This is a genomic window from Actinomyces oris (assembly GCF_001937665.1).
In the GTDB taxonomy this organism is placed as follows: Bacteria; Actinomycetota; Actinomycetes; order Actinomycetales; family Actinomycetaceae; genus Actinomyces; species Actinomyces stomatis.
This window is the reverse complement of sequence record NZ_MSKL01000033.1, coordinates 13592-30914: the sequence shown is the minus strand read 5'-3', so window position 1 is coordinate 30914 and position 17323 is coordinate 13592. Positions and strand designations below refer to the sequence as shown.

At 70.4% G+C, this 17323-nt stretch carries 11 protein-coding genes; 4 read left to right on the top strand and 7 right to left on the bottom strand.

Translation table 11 applies throughout. The features are described 5' to 3' along the window. The 3 genes from BKH28_RS12475 to BKH28_RS12465 all read left to right on the top strand — a co-directional run. Positions 1 to 2312 (top strand): transglutaminase-like domain-containing protein (locus BKH28_RS12475; protein WP_075419109.1); only part of this gene is annotated, 2312 nt, incomplete at its 5' end. Further along, on the top strand, positions 2309 to 5479 hold the full coding sequence (locus BKH28_RS12470) for an RDD family protein (RefSeq protein WP_075419108.1): 3171 nt from the start codon (positions 2309 to 2311) through the stop codon (positions 5477 to 5479). The genes BKH28_RS12475 and BKH28_RS12470, both read left to right, overlap by 4 nt. A 298-nt stretch (positions 5480 to 5777) precedes the next feature. Then, the gene (locus BKH28_RS12465; protein ID WP_075419107.1) at positions 5778 to 6893 is read left to right on the top strand and encodes a winged helix DNA-binding domain-containing protein; all 1116 of its coding nucleotides are present in this window, start codon (positions 5778 to 5780) and stop codon (positions 6891 to 6893) included. Between the two features lie 89 nt (positions 6894 to 6982). Here BKH28_RS12465 and BKH28_RS12460 read toward each other — a convergent pair whose 3' ends face one another. From BKH28_RS12460 to BKH28_RS12450, 3 genes are read right to left on the bottom strand one after another with little or no spacing between them, the layout of a single operon-like run. Next, positions 6983 to 8449, bottom strand: a complete 1467-nt coding sequence (locus BKH28_RS12460; protein ID WP_075419106.1) for a serine/threonine-protein kinase — start codon at positions 8447 to 8449, stop codon at positions 6983 to 6985. Beyond that, complete coding sequence (locus tag BKH28_RS12455; RefSeq protein WP_075419105.1) at positions 8449 to 10623, bottom strand: FHA domain-containing protein; 2175 nt, start codon at positions 10621 to 10623, stop codon at positions 8449 to 8451. The genes BKH28_RS12460 and BKH28_RS12455 overlap by 1 nt, the downstream gene beginning before the upstream one ends. Positions 10624 to 10631: 8 nt before the next feature. After that, positions 10632 to 11345 (bottom strand): FHA domain-containing protein, encoded by a 714-nt coding sequence (locus BKH28_RS12450; RefSeq protein WP_178388891.1) that lies wholly within the window; start codon positions 11343 to 11345, stop codon positions 10632 to 10634. A 97-nt stretch (positions 11346 to 11442) separates the two neighbouring features. Between BKH28_RS12450 and BKH28_RS12445 the strand changes: the two genes are divergently transcribed. Continuing rightward, positions 11443 to 11988 (top strand): hypothetical protein, encoded by a 546-nt coding sequence (locus tag BKH28_RS12445; RefSeq protein WP_075419103.1) that lies wholly within the window; start codon positions 11443 to 11445, stop codon positions 11986 to 11988. Positions 11989 to 12131: 143 nt separating this feature from the next. Here the strand turns inward: BKH28_RS12445 and BKH28_RS12440 are convergent, their stop codons facing one another. From BKH28_RS12440 to BKH28_RS13935, 4 genes are all read right to left on the bottom strand, one after another. After that, positions 12132 to 14060 (bottom strand): ABC-F family ATP-binding cassette domain-containing protein, encoded by a 1929-nt coding sequence (locus tag BKH28_RS12440; RefSeq protein ID WP_075419102.1) that lies wholly within the window; start codon positions 14058 to 14060, stop codon positions 12132 to 12134. Next, complete coding sequence (locus BKH28_RS12435) at positions 14060 to 15046, bottom strand: 4-(cytidine 5'-diphospho)-2-C-methyl-D-erythritol kinase (RefSeq protein ID WP_075419101.1); 987 nt, start codon at positions 15044 to 15046, stop codon at positions 14060 to 14062. The genes BKH28_RS12440 and BKH28_RS12435 overlap by 1 nt, the downstream gene beginning before the upstream one ends. Continuing rightward, entirely contained in the window at positions 15043 to 16137 is a 1095-nt protein-coding gene (gene rsmA / locus BKH28_RS12430; RefSeq protein WP_075419100.1) for a 16S rRNA (adenine(1518)-N(6)/adenine(1519)-N(6))-dimethyltransferase RsmA, read from the bottom strand. Before rsmA ends, BKH28_RS12435 begins: the two co-directional genes overlap by 4 nt. 118 nt (positions 16138 to 16255) lie before the next feature. After that, positions 16256 to 17200 carry a resuscitation-promoting factor gene (locus tag BKH28_RS13935; RefSeq protein WP_075419099.1) on the bottom strand — a complete coding sequence of 315 codons (945 nt, stop codon included), beginning with the start codon at positions 17198 to 17200 and terminating at the stop codon, positions 16256 to 16258. Positions 17201 to 17323 lie beyond the last annotated feature (123 nt).

Sequence of the window (17323 nt, the reverse complement as noted above, 5' to 3'; positions counted from 1 at the left end):
CCCGCCGCTTCCTGCCTCCCCGGCGCGGCGCCAAGCCGCCCACACCGGCGGCCGCCGCCCTCGAGCTGGTTCTGATGGCCGGGATCCTCGCCATCGGCGCGGTCCCCTTCCTGCCGGTCTTCGCCTCCGTGGTCGGCTGCCTCGCCGTCGGCTACGGCGCGCTCATCGGCGCCCTGACCTCATTGGTCTGCTCGCGCCTGCGCCTGTCGGTGCTGCCGAGCATGGCTGCCCTGGCGCTGGTGCACGTCCTGGTGGCCCCCTGGCTGCTGACCGACGTCGGCTCCGGGATGGCGGCGATCAAGACCGTGCTGGGATCCACGGTCACCGTCTGGCGCGACGCCCTGACCGTGCCGATGCCGCTGAGCTCCTTCAGCGGCATGACGGTGCTGCCGTGGATGACCGGGCTGGTGGTCTCAGCGCTGGCGACCCGTCTCATCCTGGCTGGTCGTGAGGTCCTGGCCGGCCTGATCCTCGTCTGCCTGCCCGCCGTCGGCATCGGCTGGGGCGGACAGGAGGCCGTGCGTCCCACTGCGCTGGGCATCCTGTTCGTCGTCGGGATCCTGGCCCTGTGGACCTGCGGGTCCCTTCGTCAGCGGCGCAGCCACGTCGTCGAGGCTCTGGACCTGAGCTCCTTCTCCACGACCTCGGGCGCCACGAGCGCCCGCTCCACCGGGGACCTCGGTCGGGCGGCCCTGCGCGGAACGGTCATCGCCGCCGTGCTGCTCCTGGTCACCTCCCTGGCCGCCATGGTCCTGACGCCCACCGCCCCCGCCTCCCGGACGGTGGTGCGCGACCTGTTCCAGCCGCCGCTGGACCTGACCGAGTACGCCAGCCCGCTGTCCCTGGTGCGCACTCTGGAGACGGACAAGGCCCACACCCGGCTCATGAAGCCCACCAACCTGCCCTCGGGCGGGCGTATCCGCATCGCCGCCCTGGACTCCTACGACGGCCTGTCGGCCCACATCGGTCAGAACGAGAACGGCCAGTCGCGCTTCGAGCGCATCGGTGACAAGACCCAGCTGACGGCCAACCGGCTCGACGGACGCAAGCAGACCTCCTCCCTGACCATCGAGGACTACAGCTTCCCCTGGGTGCCCACGATGCCCGAGACGATCCGCATCGAGTCCTCCGGGCCGCGTCAGTCCGCCCTGCGGGAGGGCATGTACTACGACAAGTTCTCCTCCACCGGGGTCGCCACCAGTGGCCTGGCCACGGGCGACGTCCTCACCGAGCGGGTCGCCCCCTACACGGCGCCCTCCGAGGCCGCTCTCAACAAGGCGTCCCTGGAACAGACCTCACTGGGACCGATCGAGCAGGTGCCGCCGTCGGTGGCCTCCCTGGCCAAGGAGATCGTCGGGGCCGAGTCCAACCCCATCGCTCAAATCCGGGCGCTCCAGCAGCGTCTGCGCACGAGCTACTACTCCGACGGCACCAAGAGCCCCTCCCAGCCCGGGCACGGGGCCGCCCGCATCGCCTCCATGGTGGAGGCCGACTCCCTCATCGGCGACGACGAGCAGTACTCGGTGCTCATGATGCTCATGTGCCGCTCACTCAACATCCCGGCCCGCGTCGTCATGGGCTTCGACCCGGCCACCGACGGCGACGCCAAGACCGTCACCGGCGAGGACGTCAAGGCCTGGGTGGAGATCCCCTTCGAGGGGCTGGGCTGGGTGTCCTTCGACGTCACGCCGGACCGCGACCAGGTTCCCCAGCAGCAGACCACTCAGAAGGTCTCCAACCCCGAGCCCAACGTCCTCCAGCCCCCGCTGCCCAACGAGGACCCGGCCCAGCTGCCCCCCAACTACGAGGACCCGCAGCGCGACGACCCCCAGGACAAGGACAAGGGCGGTCTGCCGACCGCGGTCATCGCCGTCGGCGGCTCCATCCTGGCGATCGCGACGATCGTGGGCTCCATCCTGGGCTGGAAGGCCTGGCGGCGCAGTCGACGGCGCGCACGCACCGGCGTCGGTAAGGCCCTGGGGGCCTGGGAGGAGATCCTCGACCGGGCCCGCGATCTGGGGCGCTCCCCGGGGTGGGGAGCCACTCGGCGTGAGGCGGCCGCGCAGCTGGCTCCTCACTTCCCGCAGGTCGATCTGCCTCGATTCGCCGGAGCAGTTGATACCCAGGTCTTCAGCTCCGGGGAGCCGCCGTCGTACGCTCTAGGGGAGTTGTGGGACTCCTCGGATGCGATCGTCCGCTCCATGGGGGCGGAGCGCTCACGCCTGGGACGGGTATGGGCCCGTTTGTCCCCGCGCTCCCTTGTCCACCCCGCCGGGAGGCGGTCACGTCGACCCAGGAGGTTGCGGTCATGACGATCACTGCTGACGCCCGTAGCAGCGCCTCGACCGCTGCGGACCCACCAGCGTCCTCCCACCTGCCCGATGACGCGTCGCAGAGTGACGTCGTCAGTCCGTACGGCATGATGTCGGCCGCCCCCGGTGATCCGCACGGCGGCGCTTCCCACGGTGGCGCAGAGCCGGCCGTCTCCCGGGGTTCAAGCCCCGGAGCGGCCGAGCCGGATGCGCACACGCCGTCCCCTCCGCATCGTCGCCTCCCCCCGGCCCCGGTGCGGGCGCGTGTCGTTGCCGGGGTCATCGACCTCGTCGTCGGTTCGCTTCTGGTAGGGGGCCTGACCACGGCCATCTGGCAGGTGAGCGGCCGCCCGGTCCTGACCAGTGGGCTCATCGCCTTCGGGGTGATCGTCGGGGCACGCTGGCTCACCATCGCCGCCACCGGCTGGTCCCTGGGAGGGCGACTGCTCAGGATCCGCATGCTGGGGGCCCGCAACCAGGCCCCCTCACCGCTGGGCTCCTTCCTCCACGCCGATCTCATCCTGGCCGTCAGCATCACCACGCTCGGCCTGGGCACCATCGCACTCATGCGCACGGCGGCCGCCGACCCCGAGGGGCGCGGCTGGCACGACAAGCTCTCCGGGATGGCGTTGCTCAATGCCCGCAGGGCCAAGCGCCCCAACCGGCCGGCTCCCTCAGCGGCCGAGCCGGAGAGGCGTCCTGTGACCGAGCCCGCCTCCACCGCTCCCCGGGCCGCGACCACGTCCAAGGCACCGCAGGAGTCCTCCTCCCAGGACATCGGTGAGGCGTGGGACGCCGCCAGGCGCGCGTCCTTCTCCTCATCGCCCAGCGAGCAGAGCACCGCGAGCCAGGAGCCCGCCGCGACACCGCCCTCCCAGGCCACCGAGGTGCAGGACGAGTCCACCTCCCGCCGGCGACACTCCGAGAGGGCCGAGCGCAAGGCCGAGAAGAAGGCGGGTAGGGCGGCGAAGTCCAAGCAGGCCAAGAAACGCGGCTCCCGTCCGAGCTCGACGCGCGCACGGACCGGTCAGGAGGCGGCGCAGGACGCCGAGCAAGCCACCTCTGCGGGCGCCCAGAGCGCCGTCGAGGCCGGCATTGTCGGCTCTCCCGGGGGGACCGCGCACCCGACGACGTCGGATCCGGTCTCCTCCTCGATCCGTCGGCCCCGACCGGCACGCCCGGGCCGGCCCGCGCGCCACGCCGGCCGGGCACTGACTGCCGGTCCGTCCAGCCGCACCGTCTCCCGCCCGGACTCGGCCACGGCGACCGCGGCCGCACCTCGGACCAGCGTCAAGGCCACCAAGGCGGCGACCGTGTCGTCGTCCTCCTCGGCGAAGTCGGCGGCCTCCGCCGGACCGGCGATCGTAGACACCGACGCCGAGGCCGTCGCAGCTGCTTCCGCCACCCCCATGGACCCCCAGACCTACGCCGCGATGGCAGCCACTCAGGTCACGTCACGACCGGCGGTGGAGGATCCCTCGAGGCCCTCCGCAGGGCCGGTGGAGGAGGGCACCGTCAAGACCGCCCCCAAGGACCCGGAGGACGCCGCTTCCCCGGCTCAGGAAGACGCGGAGACGGCACAGACCGCCCCCGTAGGGACCAGGGAACCGGCATCGGGCAATACCGCACCGTCCACGTCACCCGCGCCGAGCTCTGCCGCGTCGACCGAGGGACGAGTCGAAAAGCGGCCGGTGCCCGCGTCCTCTGGGTCCAACAGCGCCCCTTCACGGCTGTCCTCGCAGATGGATGGCGATACCGCTACGCTCGACGTCGTGGAGGACGCGCCGCCACAGTCCACGGATGGCGCCGACGGTCAGGGCGACGAGGCCGAGAAGCCCTCAGCGGAATCCTCCAAAACTGCGGCCGATTCCGAGGCATCCCAGTCCTCCACGCCGCCAGATGCGACATCAACACCACAAGTCCCGCGCTCGAAAGCCACAAAACCCGTAACATCACAGACGATGGAACCACGACACGCCCACGCCCAGCGCTGGAGGAATCAGTCCGGTCACACCGGTAAGAAGACCTCCGGCTCGTCTGCTGCACCTGCCGAGGATCAGCGAGAGTCGGTGTCACAGCCCGGCGTTCCTCGTCGCGAAAGCCTCTTCACCACCGAACGGCAGCGCTTCGCCTCCGGAGCGGGCCCCGTCCCGGAGGTGGCGCACACCTTCGACACCTCCAGCATCCTGCCCTCAGGGGACCGCAACACGCAGGCCCTCATCGACTCGGTGCCCTGGTCCTCGGTTCCCACCTCGGTCGACGCCGCCACGGTCGACTCCCTGCCGGAAGGAGCCATCGTCTCCGACGACGGCCTGCCCCAGCAGCCCGAGGCGGCCTCAACGCCTCCGCAGCGCACGTCCCCGATGGACCTGACCAACCCCGCCACGGTGCCCGGTGGGGTGCCGGCATCCTCGGAGGGCAGCACGCACCCGACCGTGCGCAGTCACCGCAGCCACGCTCGGACCTCCGCCGACAGCGCGACGAGCGCGGCCGCCCCGGAGGCGAGCTCTCCGCGCCGGTCCCACGCCTCACACCGCTTCCAGGGACCGGGAATCCCCTCACCTGCGGACGGACACGCCGCACCCGACGAGTCCCGCAGTGACGCCCAGGCCGATGAGGCCGGCGCCTCGCGTCGCGAGCGCCCCACCTCCGCTCAGGGGTCGACGCAGTCCCGAACCAGCGTGTCCCGGCGCAGTGCCAGCAGCATGCCGGAGGCTGCCGCGTCGACCTCCGCCCCTGCAGGTGTCTCCCTGCCCCCGGTCACCCCGGTTGCCGGCGCGAGCGCCCAGGCGGCCACGCCGTCGCTCCCATCGGCCTCCTCGGCCGCTCCGGCCCTGTCGGTGCGTCTTGTCCCGCTGCTGGGAGGCAACCCGATTCTCATCCACGAGCCCACGGTGGTGGGCCGCGACCCCGACAACATCTCGGCCTACCCCGGGGCGGAACGCGTCGCTCTTGATGACCCCACGCGCTCGGTGTCCAAGACGCACGCGGCGATCTTCCCGCTGCTCGACGGGGTGTGGGTCACCGACCTGCACTCCACCAACGGGACTCGGGTGGAGTACCGCGACGGGCGCACCGTCGAGGCCGTACCGGACAAGGCGCTGTCCGCTCTGGAGGGCAGCACGATCTTCTTCGGCCGCGTCGCCTTCAAGGTGGAGGTCGTCTGAGTCCGGCACCGGTTCCCCTCAAGCACTGGGGCCCGCACTTCCTTCAAGGAGTGCGGGCCCCACTGTCTCTGGTTGTCGGCGGAGCTCGCCCGAGCGAGCACCTCGGAAGCCATGACCCTCACATGTCTCAGAAGTGAGGAGGCAAGACAGAGCCCCGATCCACGTGGAGTGCCGCCTCAACTGTGAAGAGCCGCGCAGCTGGCACGCGGCGACTGGCTGCGTGAACTGCCACCCGGTGTACAGGATCACGACCTCGACGAGGCTTAGAATCTGGCGGTAACGACGAGAGGGGACAACGTTGATCGAGGTTTCCGCCGAACAGGTGCTCGCATGGCGACTGCGCAGGCACTACCTGGAACCGTTGACGGACGCGAGTCCTGTTGAGATCGTCGGACGGCTCTGCGGTACGCAGGCGCAGGTGGCTTCCGCTGCTGAGACCGCTATCGCCTTACGGCAACGCAACCCGCGACCTGACGGGGTCAAGCGTGCGTATTCCGAGCGCTCGCTTGTCAAGACGTGGGCAATGCGCGGAACGCTGCACGCGATGCGTTCTGCGGACGTGGCGGAGTACCTGTCACTGCTGGCCGGCGCTCGTACGTGGACCAAGCCCTCCTGGTCACGGCACTTCGGCGCTACACCGGAGGACGTCGCTCAGCTGACGGAGACTGTCGCAGAGCTCCTCGACGGTCAGGTACTGTCTCGCGACGAGCTAGTGAGCGAACTGGTTCAGGACAAACGGTTCCAGGGGATGGAAGAACAGCTGCGCTCCGGGTGGGGCGCTCTGCTCAAGCCTCTCGCATGGCAGGGTGTGCTGTGCCACGGCCCAAACCGTTCTTCGAAGGTGACGTTTACCCACCCTGCCAGTTTTCTGAAGAGCTGGAATGGGCTACCTGATCCTGAGGAGGCGGCACCAGCGGTCATTGAGCGATACCTCTCCGCCTACGGCCCAGCGACCCCCGAAACCTTTGACGCGTGGCTCTCACGCAACAGCAACAAGAAGTCAACGCTCAAGGGCTGGTTCGCCAGTCTTGGCGAGCAGATCGTCGAGGTGAAGGTGGATGATGAGACACGATATCTGCTGGCCGAGCATGAGGACGAGCTCGCGGCCACTCAGCCCAGCCGCACCACCCACCTCCTAGGAGCGTTCGACCAGTTCGTCCTTGGTCCTGGGACGAAGGACACTCACATGCTGCCGAGCGAGCATCGCTCGCGGGTGAGCAAGGCTGCGGGTTGGATCGCCCCCGTCCTGACCCAAGGGGGTCGGATCACCGGCGTCTGGAAACTGGATGACGGGAATCTTGTCGTCACCCCGTTTCCAGGTGAGCAGGTGCCGCCGTCCGCGGTGCTGGAGGATGCGGCTGCGCGGCTTTCATCGGTGCATGGTTTGGTGAAGGTGACACTGCGGGCGGAGTGACTTCCCAGCCTTCCCCGGTAGTCCCGGCCCTCGGTCAGTACACGCCGGACACCGTCACGACTGCGAGCGACTGTTCCCGGGAGGCGACCTCAGGGGGTGTCGACGCAGGCGGTCTTGGCCGGGGATGCCTTACCGTCTGAACGAACAGCGGTGACCTCCAGGCAGGTGCGCGCCGGCTGGGCATCGACGACGACCTCGTTGGTGCGGACGGAGTCCACCTCGGTCTCCTCATCGGGAAGCTTGACCCGGTAGAGGTAGCTGCCGGTCCAATCCGTCTCCGGCTCGCCCCAGGTGAACTTCACCGTGCCGTCGCCCTGCGCCTCACCCACGATATCGCCCACCATGGGCACCGAGGCCTGCAGGGGGTTGGCGTCGGTCTGCGGGGCGATCGTGGCAATGGGGTTGCCGGGCTTCTTCCGCTTGTCCTGGTTCTGGGAGACGATGATCGCGGCGACGACGGCAGCGACCATGGCTACGACCAGCAGACCGGTCAGCACGGCCCGCATGCGGTTCGGGCGGCTAGGTTCGCCGGCCTCCGAGTCCGACGACGAGCCCTTGTCGTCACCGTCGGGATCCACCCGCATGGCGATGTGCTCGCTGGTGACGTCGACCTGGTTGAAGACCCCCATCTTCGTGGCGGTGTCGGCCTCATCGGGGTTGGGGCGCCTGGCGGACTTCGCGGCCTTGTCCGGCTCCTGGAACAGGTCGACGGTCGTGATCGGCAGATCGAGCTCGGCCTGGACCTGCTGGAGCGCCCGGGCGAAGGCCAGTGCCGTCGGGTAGCGCGAGTCCGGGTTCTTGTCCATCGCCACCGACAGCACGCGGTGCAACGACGGCGGGGCGTCCTGACGCCCCAGCGGCGGCAGGGGATCCTTGACGATACGGCGGGAGAGCTCGTAGACGTCCGGGATGCCATCGGTCTCGAAGGGGCTGCGCCCCGTGAGCATCGCGAAGGTGGTTGCACCCAGGGAATAGATGTCGGAGGCGGGATTGGCCGAGCGCATCCCGACCAGCTGCTCGGGGGGAGCCCAGGGCACGCTCATCCCCCGCAGCTCCTCGGATCCCTCCGGACCGCTCATGGCGGAGATGCCGAAGTCCGAGAGCACCGGACGTCGGTAGGTGGTGAACAGGATGTTGGCGGGCTTGATGTCTCGGTGGACGATGCCGGCCCGGTGAGCGGTCTCCACCGCTCCGGCGATCTGGATCGCCGTCGACAGGGTCTCAGCGACATTGAGGGGACCCTGGCGCAAGATGGCGCCCAACTGCGGCGGCGGGCAGTACTCCATGACCAGGAAGGGGTGGCCGTCGGCGGAGACGCCCGCGCCGTAGATGGACAGGATGGCCGGGTGGGAGGAGACCCGCGCCATGAGGTTCGCCTCCGACTCGAAGCGGGAGGCGGTCTTGTCCTCGACGTCAGCGTTCATGACCTTGACCGCGACCTCGCGGCGGGGCATGTGCTGCTCGAAGAGGTAGACCGTGGAGTAGCCTCCCGCTCCGAGTCTCTCCAGGTACGTGAACCCGGAGATGACCGGAGGCGGTCCCTTGTGATCCAGCATCAGGGGAGGTTCTCAAAGGCGAGGGTCTGACCATCGCCGAGATCGAGGACGTCTCCGCTGCGCAGGAGCACCGGATTCGCCGAGGACAGGCGCACAGGCGCCTCGTTCTGGCGGTTGAGAACGGTGCCATTGCAGTTGCCCAGGTCCTGGGCCAGAACGCTCCACGCATCCAGGTCGATGAGGATGTGGTTGCGGGAGACGAGCTGGTTGGGGCTGGCGACGGTCAGCGGACGGAGGGGGACCTCCGCGACGCTGGTGATGTCGTCGGCCACAGGGTTGCGACCCACCAGGAGGGGACGGTTGAGCTCGATGCTCTCTCCGCCGGAGGTGACCACGCGCCCCAGTGGGGGGCAGGCCACCGACTTGGCCGGACGGTTGAGCTCAGCTCCGCAGACGCGGCACACGGTGTAGTTCGTGGGGTTGGGGTGGCCCTGGGGGCACACCGCCGACAACACGATCCGGATGGCGTCGGGTTCACTGGGAGAGCTCGCCGAGACAGGGGACGCCGGGCTGGAGGGCCCGGACCCCACGAGGGAGACGAGCTCGCCGACCAGGTCCTCGGGCAGGCCGTTGATGGTCTGTCCGTCGTGGTCCCCGCGACCGAGGTCCGCGGTCATGGGCTCACCGGCGGAGGGCTGCACGAGCTCGACCGCCGTCGCGGCCGCAGCCGCGGATCCGGCCGACTCGGCGGCTTCCGCCGACTGGCTCGGCTCCAGGGGACCGAGCCCCTGATTGAGCAGCTCGGCGCGCAGCTCCTGGGAGAGGTCCTCAGGCAGGCCGTTGATGGTCTGTCCGTCATGGTCCCCGGAGCGTACGGGCTCTTCCTCGGCGTGCGCCTGCGCGGCGGCCTCGGCAACAGCAGTGGCCTCCGCGACCACGGCGGCCTCGGCGGCCTCAACGGGCACGAAGTCGGCCGGGGTCTGGGCGACCTCGGTGACCTCAGCGGCAGCGTCCTTGATACCAGCAGCCTCAAGATCCTCGCTCGACGGGGGCGGAGGGGGCGGGATCATGGCCTCTGCCTCCTGAGCGGAGGGGATCGGCAGGGCCGGGATATCGAAGACGGGGGCGATCAGCAGGTCCTCATCGGAAGCCTCCGGTGAGGACTGGGTGGCGACCTCGGCAGCCTCAGGAGCCTGAGCGTCCGGAGTCGCGACGGGAGCCTCGGGGGACTCTGGGGATTCGGGCGACGGCGTCGCCTCGGTGGCCTCAGTGACCTCGGTGATGCCGGCCACGACGGCAAGCAGGTCAGCGGGTCCCTCGGAGTCGGCGATCAGGGCCGGCTCCTCAGAGGCGTCGGAGTCCTCGGCGGAGTCCGCGGACTCACCGGCGGTGGGCTCGGCGGCTTCAACGGCCTCAGCGCTCTCGAGGGACGCGGCGAGCTCGGCACCGTCAAGGGCCTGCTGCTCGGCGTTGTCCTGCGCGATCTCAATGAGGTCGTCGACGACGTCGGGGGAACCAGCGGTCTCGGCAGGCGCCCCTTCAGACGAGTCGTCCTGCTCCGAACGGTCCGATGAGGCGGACTGACGGCGTGAGGCACGACGCGACGCCCGACGGGAGGACCGAGAGGTCCTCACCGCAGCAGCTGGGGATCCGGCGGAACCGGCAGAAGTGGTGGAGTAGTCAGAACCAGCCGGGTCAGGGTCATCGTCGTCGGAGTCACCGGACCCCTTCGACGATGCACGGCTGGGGGACGGGGTCCCACTCGACTTCTCCGATCCACGCAGCACCAGGTGGCCGGTGCTCACGACGGCGTCGACCGCCGGGCGACGCACCTGACCGGCGCCGTCGGGCGCGCTGACGATGACCGAGTTGGGAGCGGTCACCGTCGTCTCGAACCAGGTGGTGACCGCAGAGGCGTCCAGCGCCTTACCGTCGACCTCCATCTGCGGGGCACCGCGCAGCGCCACGTGGAAGACGTCCTCGGGCGCCGAGACGGCGAGCACGAAGTCCGGGATCGCCCCCAGACGTCCGCCCATCCCCATCACGAGCTCATCCAGGGCGCGCGTCAGCGAGGCCTCCTCACTGCGCAGCAGCCGCCACAGGCGCTCGGTGAGGTCCTGCGGCACCGACGGGGGCAGGATCATCACAGCACGTGGCGTGACCACGCCTGTCCACGAACCCTCGGTCCACCAGACCTCGTTGTTCGCGCTGCTGTTCGGGCTGTTTGTCATCATTTTTCTCCTCAACGGACGATACAGACACCGTCACCCAAGTATGCCTGGCGTCCCCGGTGCACGTACTCCGGTCGGCCGGGTGAGAGTCGATGAACGCCCTCCTCGTCCTCGATGTGGGTGCCGTTCGTCGAACCCAGATCTGTGACGAGCACCCCATCCGAAGCGGGCACGAACAGGGCGTGCGTCTTGGACACGGAGTCCTCCGAACGGAGCACCGCGACGAGCTGGGCATCCGGGTGGGACTCGATGGGGGCCGGTCGACGCCCAAGAACAATCGGCCCCAGAACTGGGATTACTGAGCCCTCAACCACCAGGGAGCAGGCCGACACCGAGGTCGGCCTGGCACTGAGAAGAACCGTCCCGGCCAACCGGTCGAACCAGGTGCGCTGTTCAGCACGCCATAGTGAGAGAATCCACAAGATCAGGGGAGCCAGCCCTGCGGTTGCCACCAAAGAAAGGCCCAAAAATGCGACGTAAATCACCGCAGAGCGCCCGGGGGGACTGTTCGTGTCCGTCACCCTCCGGAGGCGGACCCCCGTCACCAGACCACCGGGTGTGGCGCCTGTCATCGCCATCATGGCAGTCATCACAGCAATAAGCAGCACAACCGCCCCGACAGCGAATAAGATTCCACAGCAGCGCTCCGAGACGGCACAGAGTGCGATGATGAGCCCCGCATCCACCAGCACGCGGACCACACGGCGGCGTGCGGATGCAGGCATAATTGTCGTATGTCGCTCTCGGGTCCTCATAGGACAGACATGGTAGGCGCCCAGCCCACTGCCTCGCAGTCGGACGAGGTCTCGGAAGGAACACACAGTGCAGATCGCGGTCACTCCTGATCCCCAGCGATGGGTGATCATCCCGCCCTTCCCGCCTCCGGGGTGGGCACGGGAGGAGGCCAGGCACCGCAGCGCCCATCTGGGAGTGACTGGACCGCAGTGGCGCTCCGAGCTGGAGTCCCTGCTCAACGAGCTCCAGGCCATGGAGCGTCAGGGCCGCTTCGCCCGTCTCATGCACATCGACGACGTCGCCCACCCGCCCTTCGTCATCGACCTCAGCCTGGAGATCGCCAAGGATGACGGTTCCAAGGAGGGACGCCGCGCCACTCAGCGTCAGATCATCGCCGCACTCCTGCCCGAGGCCGAGCTGGTGCGCCTACGTCCGGGCCCGGACATGGTGGGGTTCTCCGCCTTCTACGAGTCCAACGGTCCCACCCAGGGCGTCGTCGTCCTGAGGCTGGCGGGACTGCCCACGGTCCCGGTGGACCTGGTCATGCGCCTGTGGGGCGCCGCCGCCGAGGACATCGCCCCCAACCTGGATCATCTCGTCGAGCTGGCCCGCCAGGTCGCCCCCGTCGTCTGAACGGCACAGAAGGTCCCGGCGATCACGAGCAGCGACGCCGCCGCTCAGCGCCAGTCCCCGCCTCCCTCTCCCAGCCCCCCCCGATCCCTCCCCACCGCATTCCGATGAGGCCCCCCGCGGGGGCGCGGCGGCAGCGTCGTCTCTCAGGCCTCCAGCGCCTCCGCCGCCTCGAGCCACTGCTCCTCCAGCTCGGCGTGCGTCGCCTCAGCGGCCACGAGCTCACGGCCGAGCTCAGCCAGCTCCCCCACTCGCTTCGGATCGGCTGAGACCTCCTCCATGCGCGCGTGCAGCGCGGCGAGCGTCTGAGCAGCGCGCTCCATCTTCCGCTCGATGCGACCCAGCGCCTTGCGGGCCTCGTGACGCCTGGCCCCGCTCGAGGCGCTGCGCTCAGACATGGACTCGCCCGCTGCCCGCGTCGTCGCGGATACCGCAGCACCCGCTGAGGCTCTCGGGCCCCCCGAGGCCCCCATGGCCTCACGGCGCATCTGGAGGTACTGCTCGACCCCGCCGGGCAGGTCACGCACGCTGCCGTCCCCCAGCAGCGCGACCTGGTGGTCGGTCACCCGCTCCAGGAGGTAGCGGTCGTGGGAGACGACCACGAGGGTGCCGGGGAAGGAGTCGAGGATGTCCTCGACGGCGGCCAGGGTGTCGGTGTCCAGGTCGTTGGTGGGCTCGTCGAGCAGGAGCACGTTCGGCTCGGTCATGAGCAGGCGCAGGAGCTGGAGGCGACGGCGCTCCCCGCCGCTGACCTCACCCACCCGGGTCCAGGCGCGCTGGCGGGTGAAGCCCAGGCGCTCGACGAGCTGGGCCGCAGTCATCTCCTTGTCCCCGACGGAGACCCGCTCCCCCACCATGGCCACGGCCTCGACGACACGCATGTCCGCGAGCGCGTCGAGCTCGTGAGTGGACTGCGACAGGGTGGCCACCTGGACGGTCTTGCCGCGGACGACGCGGCCTTCGGTGGGCTCCTGAACGCCTTCGAGCAGGCGCAGCAGGGTGGTCTTGCCGGCTCCGTTGACGCCGACAATGCCGACCCGCTCACCCGGGGCCAGCCGCCAGGTGACATGGCGCAGGACCTCCCGCTCGGCCGGGGCACCGCCCCTGTCAGCCTCGGCGGCCCGGCCGGTGGAGGCCGGGTAGCGCACGGTGACGTCCTCGAGGTCGAGGACCTTCTTTCCCAGTCGGGCCGTGGCCATGGCGGTCAGGGCCACGGTGTCGCGCGGGGGCGGCACGTCGGCGATGAGGGCCTCGGCGGCCTCGATGCGGAAGCGGGGCTTGGAGGTGCGGGCGGGGGCGCCGCGGCGCAGCCAGGCCAGCTCCTTGCGCAGGAGGTTCTCGCGCTTGACGGCGGCCACGGCGGCCTGGCGGGCGCGCTCGGCCCGGGCCAGGACGTAGGCGGCGTACCCGCCGTCGTAGGTCTCGATGCGGCCGGCCACCTGGGGGCGTCCGCCGCCGGGGTCGACGCCGGGGACGACCTCCCACACATTGGTGCAGATGGCGTCCAGGAACCAGCGGTCGTGGGTGACGGTGACCAGGGCGCCGGAGGCTCGTCCGCCGGGGCCGTTGAATCGGGCCCGCAGGTGGCGGGCGAGCCAGTCCACGCCCTCGACGTCGAGGTGGTTGGTGGGCTCATCGAGGATGACGATGTCGGCGCGGCGGGTGAGGACCGCGGCCAGGGCGACGCGACGGCGCTGGCCTCCGGAGAGGGTGTCGACGTCGGCGGACAGGTCGAGGTCGGCGATGAGCCCGGCGTGGATGTCTCGCACGGCCGGATCGGAGGCCCATTCGTGCTCAGGGGACTGGCCGTGAATGGCGGTGCGCACGGTGGCGCCCGGCGGCAGGTCGTCGGCCTGGCTGAGGACGGCCACACTCACGCCGCCGGTGCGGGTGACGCGACCGCCGTCGGGCTCGCGCCGACCGGCCAGGGCCGCCAGGAAGGTGGACTTGCCTGCGCCATTGGGGCCCAGGACTCCGACGCGGGTGCCGTCCTCCAGCCCCAGGGTGACCTCGTCCAGGAGCAGGCGGGAGCCCACTGTCAGGCGCAGGTTCTCCACGCCGAGCAGGTGCGCCATCAGCCCACCACCCGGGCGCCGGCCACGGGGGCGTCGGCACGCAGGACGCCGGCGACCAGACCCGAGGCCTTCAGTGCGCGCGAGACGCACTGGGCGCTGCCGGGGTCCTCGACCAGGGCGGCGATGGTGGGGCCGGAACCGGAGACGATGGCGCGCAGGGCCCCGGCCTCCTCGGCCACGGCGATGACCTGGCCCAGCTCGGGGCGCAGGTCGAGGGCGGCGGCCTGGAGGTCGTTGTGGAGGGAGCCCGCCAGGCCGCGGGCGTCGCCGGCGCGCAGGGCCGCGGTGAGGGCCTCGGGCACGTCGCGCACGGCGGGTTCTCCGGAACCGGCCAGCTCGTCGAAGCGCTGGAAGACCGCCGGCGTGGACAGGCCCTCATCGGCCAGGGCGAAGACCCAGTGGTAGGAACCTCGGGTCATGATCGGGGTGACGAGGTCGCCGCGGCCGCTCCCGACGGCGGTGGCCCCGGTCAGGGGGAAGGGGACGTCGGCCCCGAGGCGGGCGGCCAGGGCGGAGAGCTCGGGCAGGGACAGGCCCGTGCCCCACAGGGCGTTGCACGCCACGAGGGCGGCGGCGGCGTCGGCGGATCCTCCGGCCATTCCACCGGCGACGGGGACGCGCTTGCGCAGCAGGAGGTCGACGCCCTCGCTGATGCCGGTGGTCTCCGCCAGGAGCGTGGCGGCCCGCACGGCCAGGTTGGACTCGTCTACGGGGACGTCGGCGTCGGGCTCCTCGAGAGTGAGCGTGACGGTGCCGTGGTCCTGGGCGGACTGTCGGCGGGCGGTGACGGTCTCGATGAGGCGGACCGCCTGGAAGACCGTTGTGAGCGGATGATAGCCGTCAGCGCCGGGGGCGCCGACGGACAGGAAGAGGTTGACCTTGCCCGGGGCCTCGACGCGCACCGAGCTGGCCGAGCCGCTGCGGGGCGGCGCAGAGGACTCGCGCGGACCGGTGGGATCGTCGGGAACGGCACGCAGATGGCTCATGACTGCTCCTGTGAGGTGGGAGGCGTTGGCGCAGCGGTCTCATCGACGGCGACGGGCTGCAGCACCTCGGCCAGGGCGGCGAAGGCGGTGATGTCGAGGGTCTCGCCGCGCCGCATCGGGTCGATGCCGGCGGCGCGCAGGGCGCTCTCGGCGACGTCGGCCCCTCCGGCGAGCTTGGCCAGGGCCTTGCGCAGGGTCTTGCGGCGCTGGGCGAAGGCGGCGTCGACCACGGCGAAGACCTGCTCACGGGTGGCGCGCGTGGCGGGAGGACGACGGCGTACGAGCTCGACGAGGGCGGAGTCCACGTTGGGCACGGGCCAGAAGACGTGTCGGGAGATGGTCAGCGTGCGACGGGCCGCGGCGTACCAGGCGGCCTTGACGCTGGGGACCCCGTAGGTCCGCGAGCCGGGTTCGGCGGCGAGGCGGTCGGCGACCTCCGCCTGGACCATGACGGTGACGCTCTCCAGGCTGGGCAGGGCCTCCAGCGCGGTGAGCAGGACGGGGACGGCCACGTTGTACGGCAGGTTCGCCACGAGGCGGGTGGGAGAGTGCCCGGCCTCGCCCAGCGACTGCGGACCGGTGATGCTCAGCGCATCGGCCTCGATGAGGCTGAGGCGGCCGGTGGCCTGCGGCATGCGGTCGGCGACGGTGACGGGCAGGGCCCGGGCCAGGACGGGGTCGATCTCGACGGCGATGACGCGCGCGCCGGTCTCCAGGAGGGCCAGGGTCAGGGAGCCCAGTCCCGGTCCGATCTCCAGGATCGTGTCGTCGGGGCGCACGCCCGCGCTTCTGACGATGCGGCGCACGGTGCCGGCGTCGTGGACGAAGTTCTGTCCCAGCGTCTTGGTGGGGCGGATGCCCAGTGCCTGGGACAGGCCGCGGACCTCGGTGGGACCCAGGAGGCCGGCGGCCCGGGAGCCCGAGGAGGCGCTGTGATCCTGGGGATCGAGAGGGTCCGGGCAGGCGTGGTCCGCGCAGGCGGCATCGGCGAAGGTCTCAGAGGTGGCCTCACAGGCTCCTGCAGGGTTGTGCCCGTCGGCGCGGGTGGCTCCTGCCGGGGGTACCTGTGAATCGGGGGCCGGCAACGTCATGGGGACACAGTAACCGGCGCCCGCCTTTTGTCACTGTGAGATATCTGAGAACATGCCGCATGCTCTCTGCATGATCGGGTTCCGGAGCGTGCGTGCCCTCCGTGGAGACTTCGGCCGCTCAGTGCAGGCCGAGCTTGTCGGCGCAGCCGGGCCACTGGCCCCAGCCGGCCTGGGCCTGAAGCTTCTTGGCCATGGCGGTCTGGGTGGCGGCGTCGGCCTCGTGGGGGTAGCCGGTTCCGCCCAGGGACTGCCAGGTCTCCAGGGTGAACTGGTACATGCCGTAGAAGCCGTTGCCGGTGTTGGTCGCCGGATTACCACCGGACTCGCACTGGGCGAGCTTGCCCCAGACGTCATCCCCGACCTGACTGTCATTCGTGCTCGCGCTCCCGCCGGATGCCGAACCGCCAGAACCTCCAGAACCTCCGGAGTTTCCAGAGCCGCCGGAACCGCCGGAGCTGCCAGAGCCCCCTGAACCGCCAGAGGAGTCCGACGACGCCGAGGGCGCGGGGGCCTGCTCCTGGTCCTGCTTGCTCTCCTGCTTCTTGGCGGCGCCGGTGCCGACGAGGACGACCTCATCCACCTTCTGGGTGACGACGACCTGGGCGACCGGGGTGCGGGAGACCTCCTTGCCGCCAACGGTGGTGACCTCATAGGTGGTGCGCACGACGCCGTCGACACCGGCGGTGGCCACCTTGGTCTCGCCTTCGGGCAGGTCGCCGCTCTCCTGCTGGACGGTTCCGTGGGGGTCGGCGGCGTCAACCGTCTCGGTCGTCACTTTCTGAGTGTTCGGCGTGACCGAGACCCTGCTGCGACCGCCCTCAGCGTCGAGGCCATCGGCGCGCTGCTCAGCCGCATCGACACCAGAGGCCCGAGAGGGCTGCCCCACTCGCACAGCGGCATAGGCGGCCCCGGAGACCGCGACCGACAGGGCCAGAGCCGCCAGGCCGGCGCGCAGTGCGATGGCGCGCATGCCGTGCTGCTCCCGGACCGCCTCCTCCTGCGAGACCGGCGCCTGCGGCTCCTCCGGCAGGGCACGGGTGTGGGACTGGGCGAGGGGAGTCATGGGGAGACGTCCTTCCGATCGACGGCGAGTGCCACGGTAGTGGAAGCGTCGCGGCGGCGACAATAAACCGCCTCACTCCTTTGTGACATGCATCTCGCAGCAATGGCGACGGCGCCCGCCTCC

Bases quoted from the DNA above. Each gene is read 5' to 3' on its own strand.
- BKH28_RS12450 (WP_178388891.1), bottom strand. From the start codon at position 11,345: ATGCCTGCATCCGCACGCCGCCGTGTGGTCCGCGTGCTGGTGGATGCG.
- BKH28_RS12435 (WP_075419101.1), bottom strand. From the start codon at position 15,046: ATGAGCCATCTGCGTGCCGTTCCCGACGATCCCACCGGTCCGCGCGAG.
- rsmA (WP_075419100.1), bottom strand. From the start codon at position 16,137: ATGACGTTGCCGGCCCCCGATTCACAGGTACCCCCGGCAGGAGCCACC.
- BKH28_RS12440 (WP_075419102.1), bottom strand. From the start codon at position 14,060: ATGGCGCACCTGCTCGGCGTGGAGAACCTGCGCCTGACAGTGGGCTCC.
- BKH28_RS13935 (WP_075419099.1), bottom strand. From the start codon at position 17,200: ATGACTCCCCTCGCCCAGTCCCACACCCGTGCCCTGCCGGAGGAGCCG.
- BKH28_RS12460 (WP_075419106.1), bottom strand. From the start codon at position 8,449: ATGCTGGATCACAAGGGACCGCCTCCGGTCATCTCCGGGTTCACGTAC.
- BKH28_RS12455 (WP_075419105.1), bottom strand. From the start codon at position 10,623: ATGATGACAAACAGCCCGAACAGCAGCGCGAACAACGAGGTCTGGTGG.
- BKH28_RS12470 (WP_075419108.1), top strand. From the start codon at position 2,309: ATGACGATCACTGCTGACGCCCGTAGCAGCGCCTCGACCGCTGCGGAC.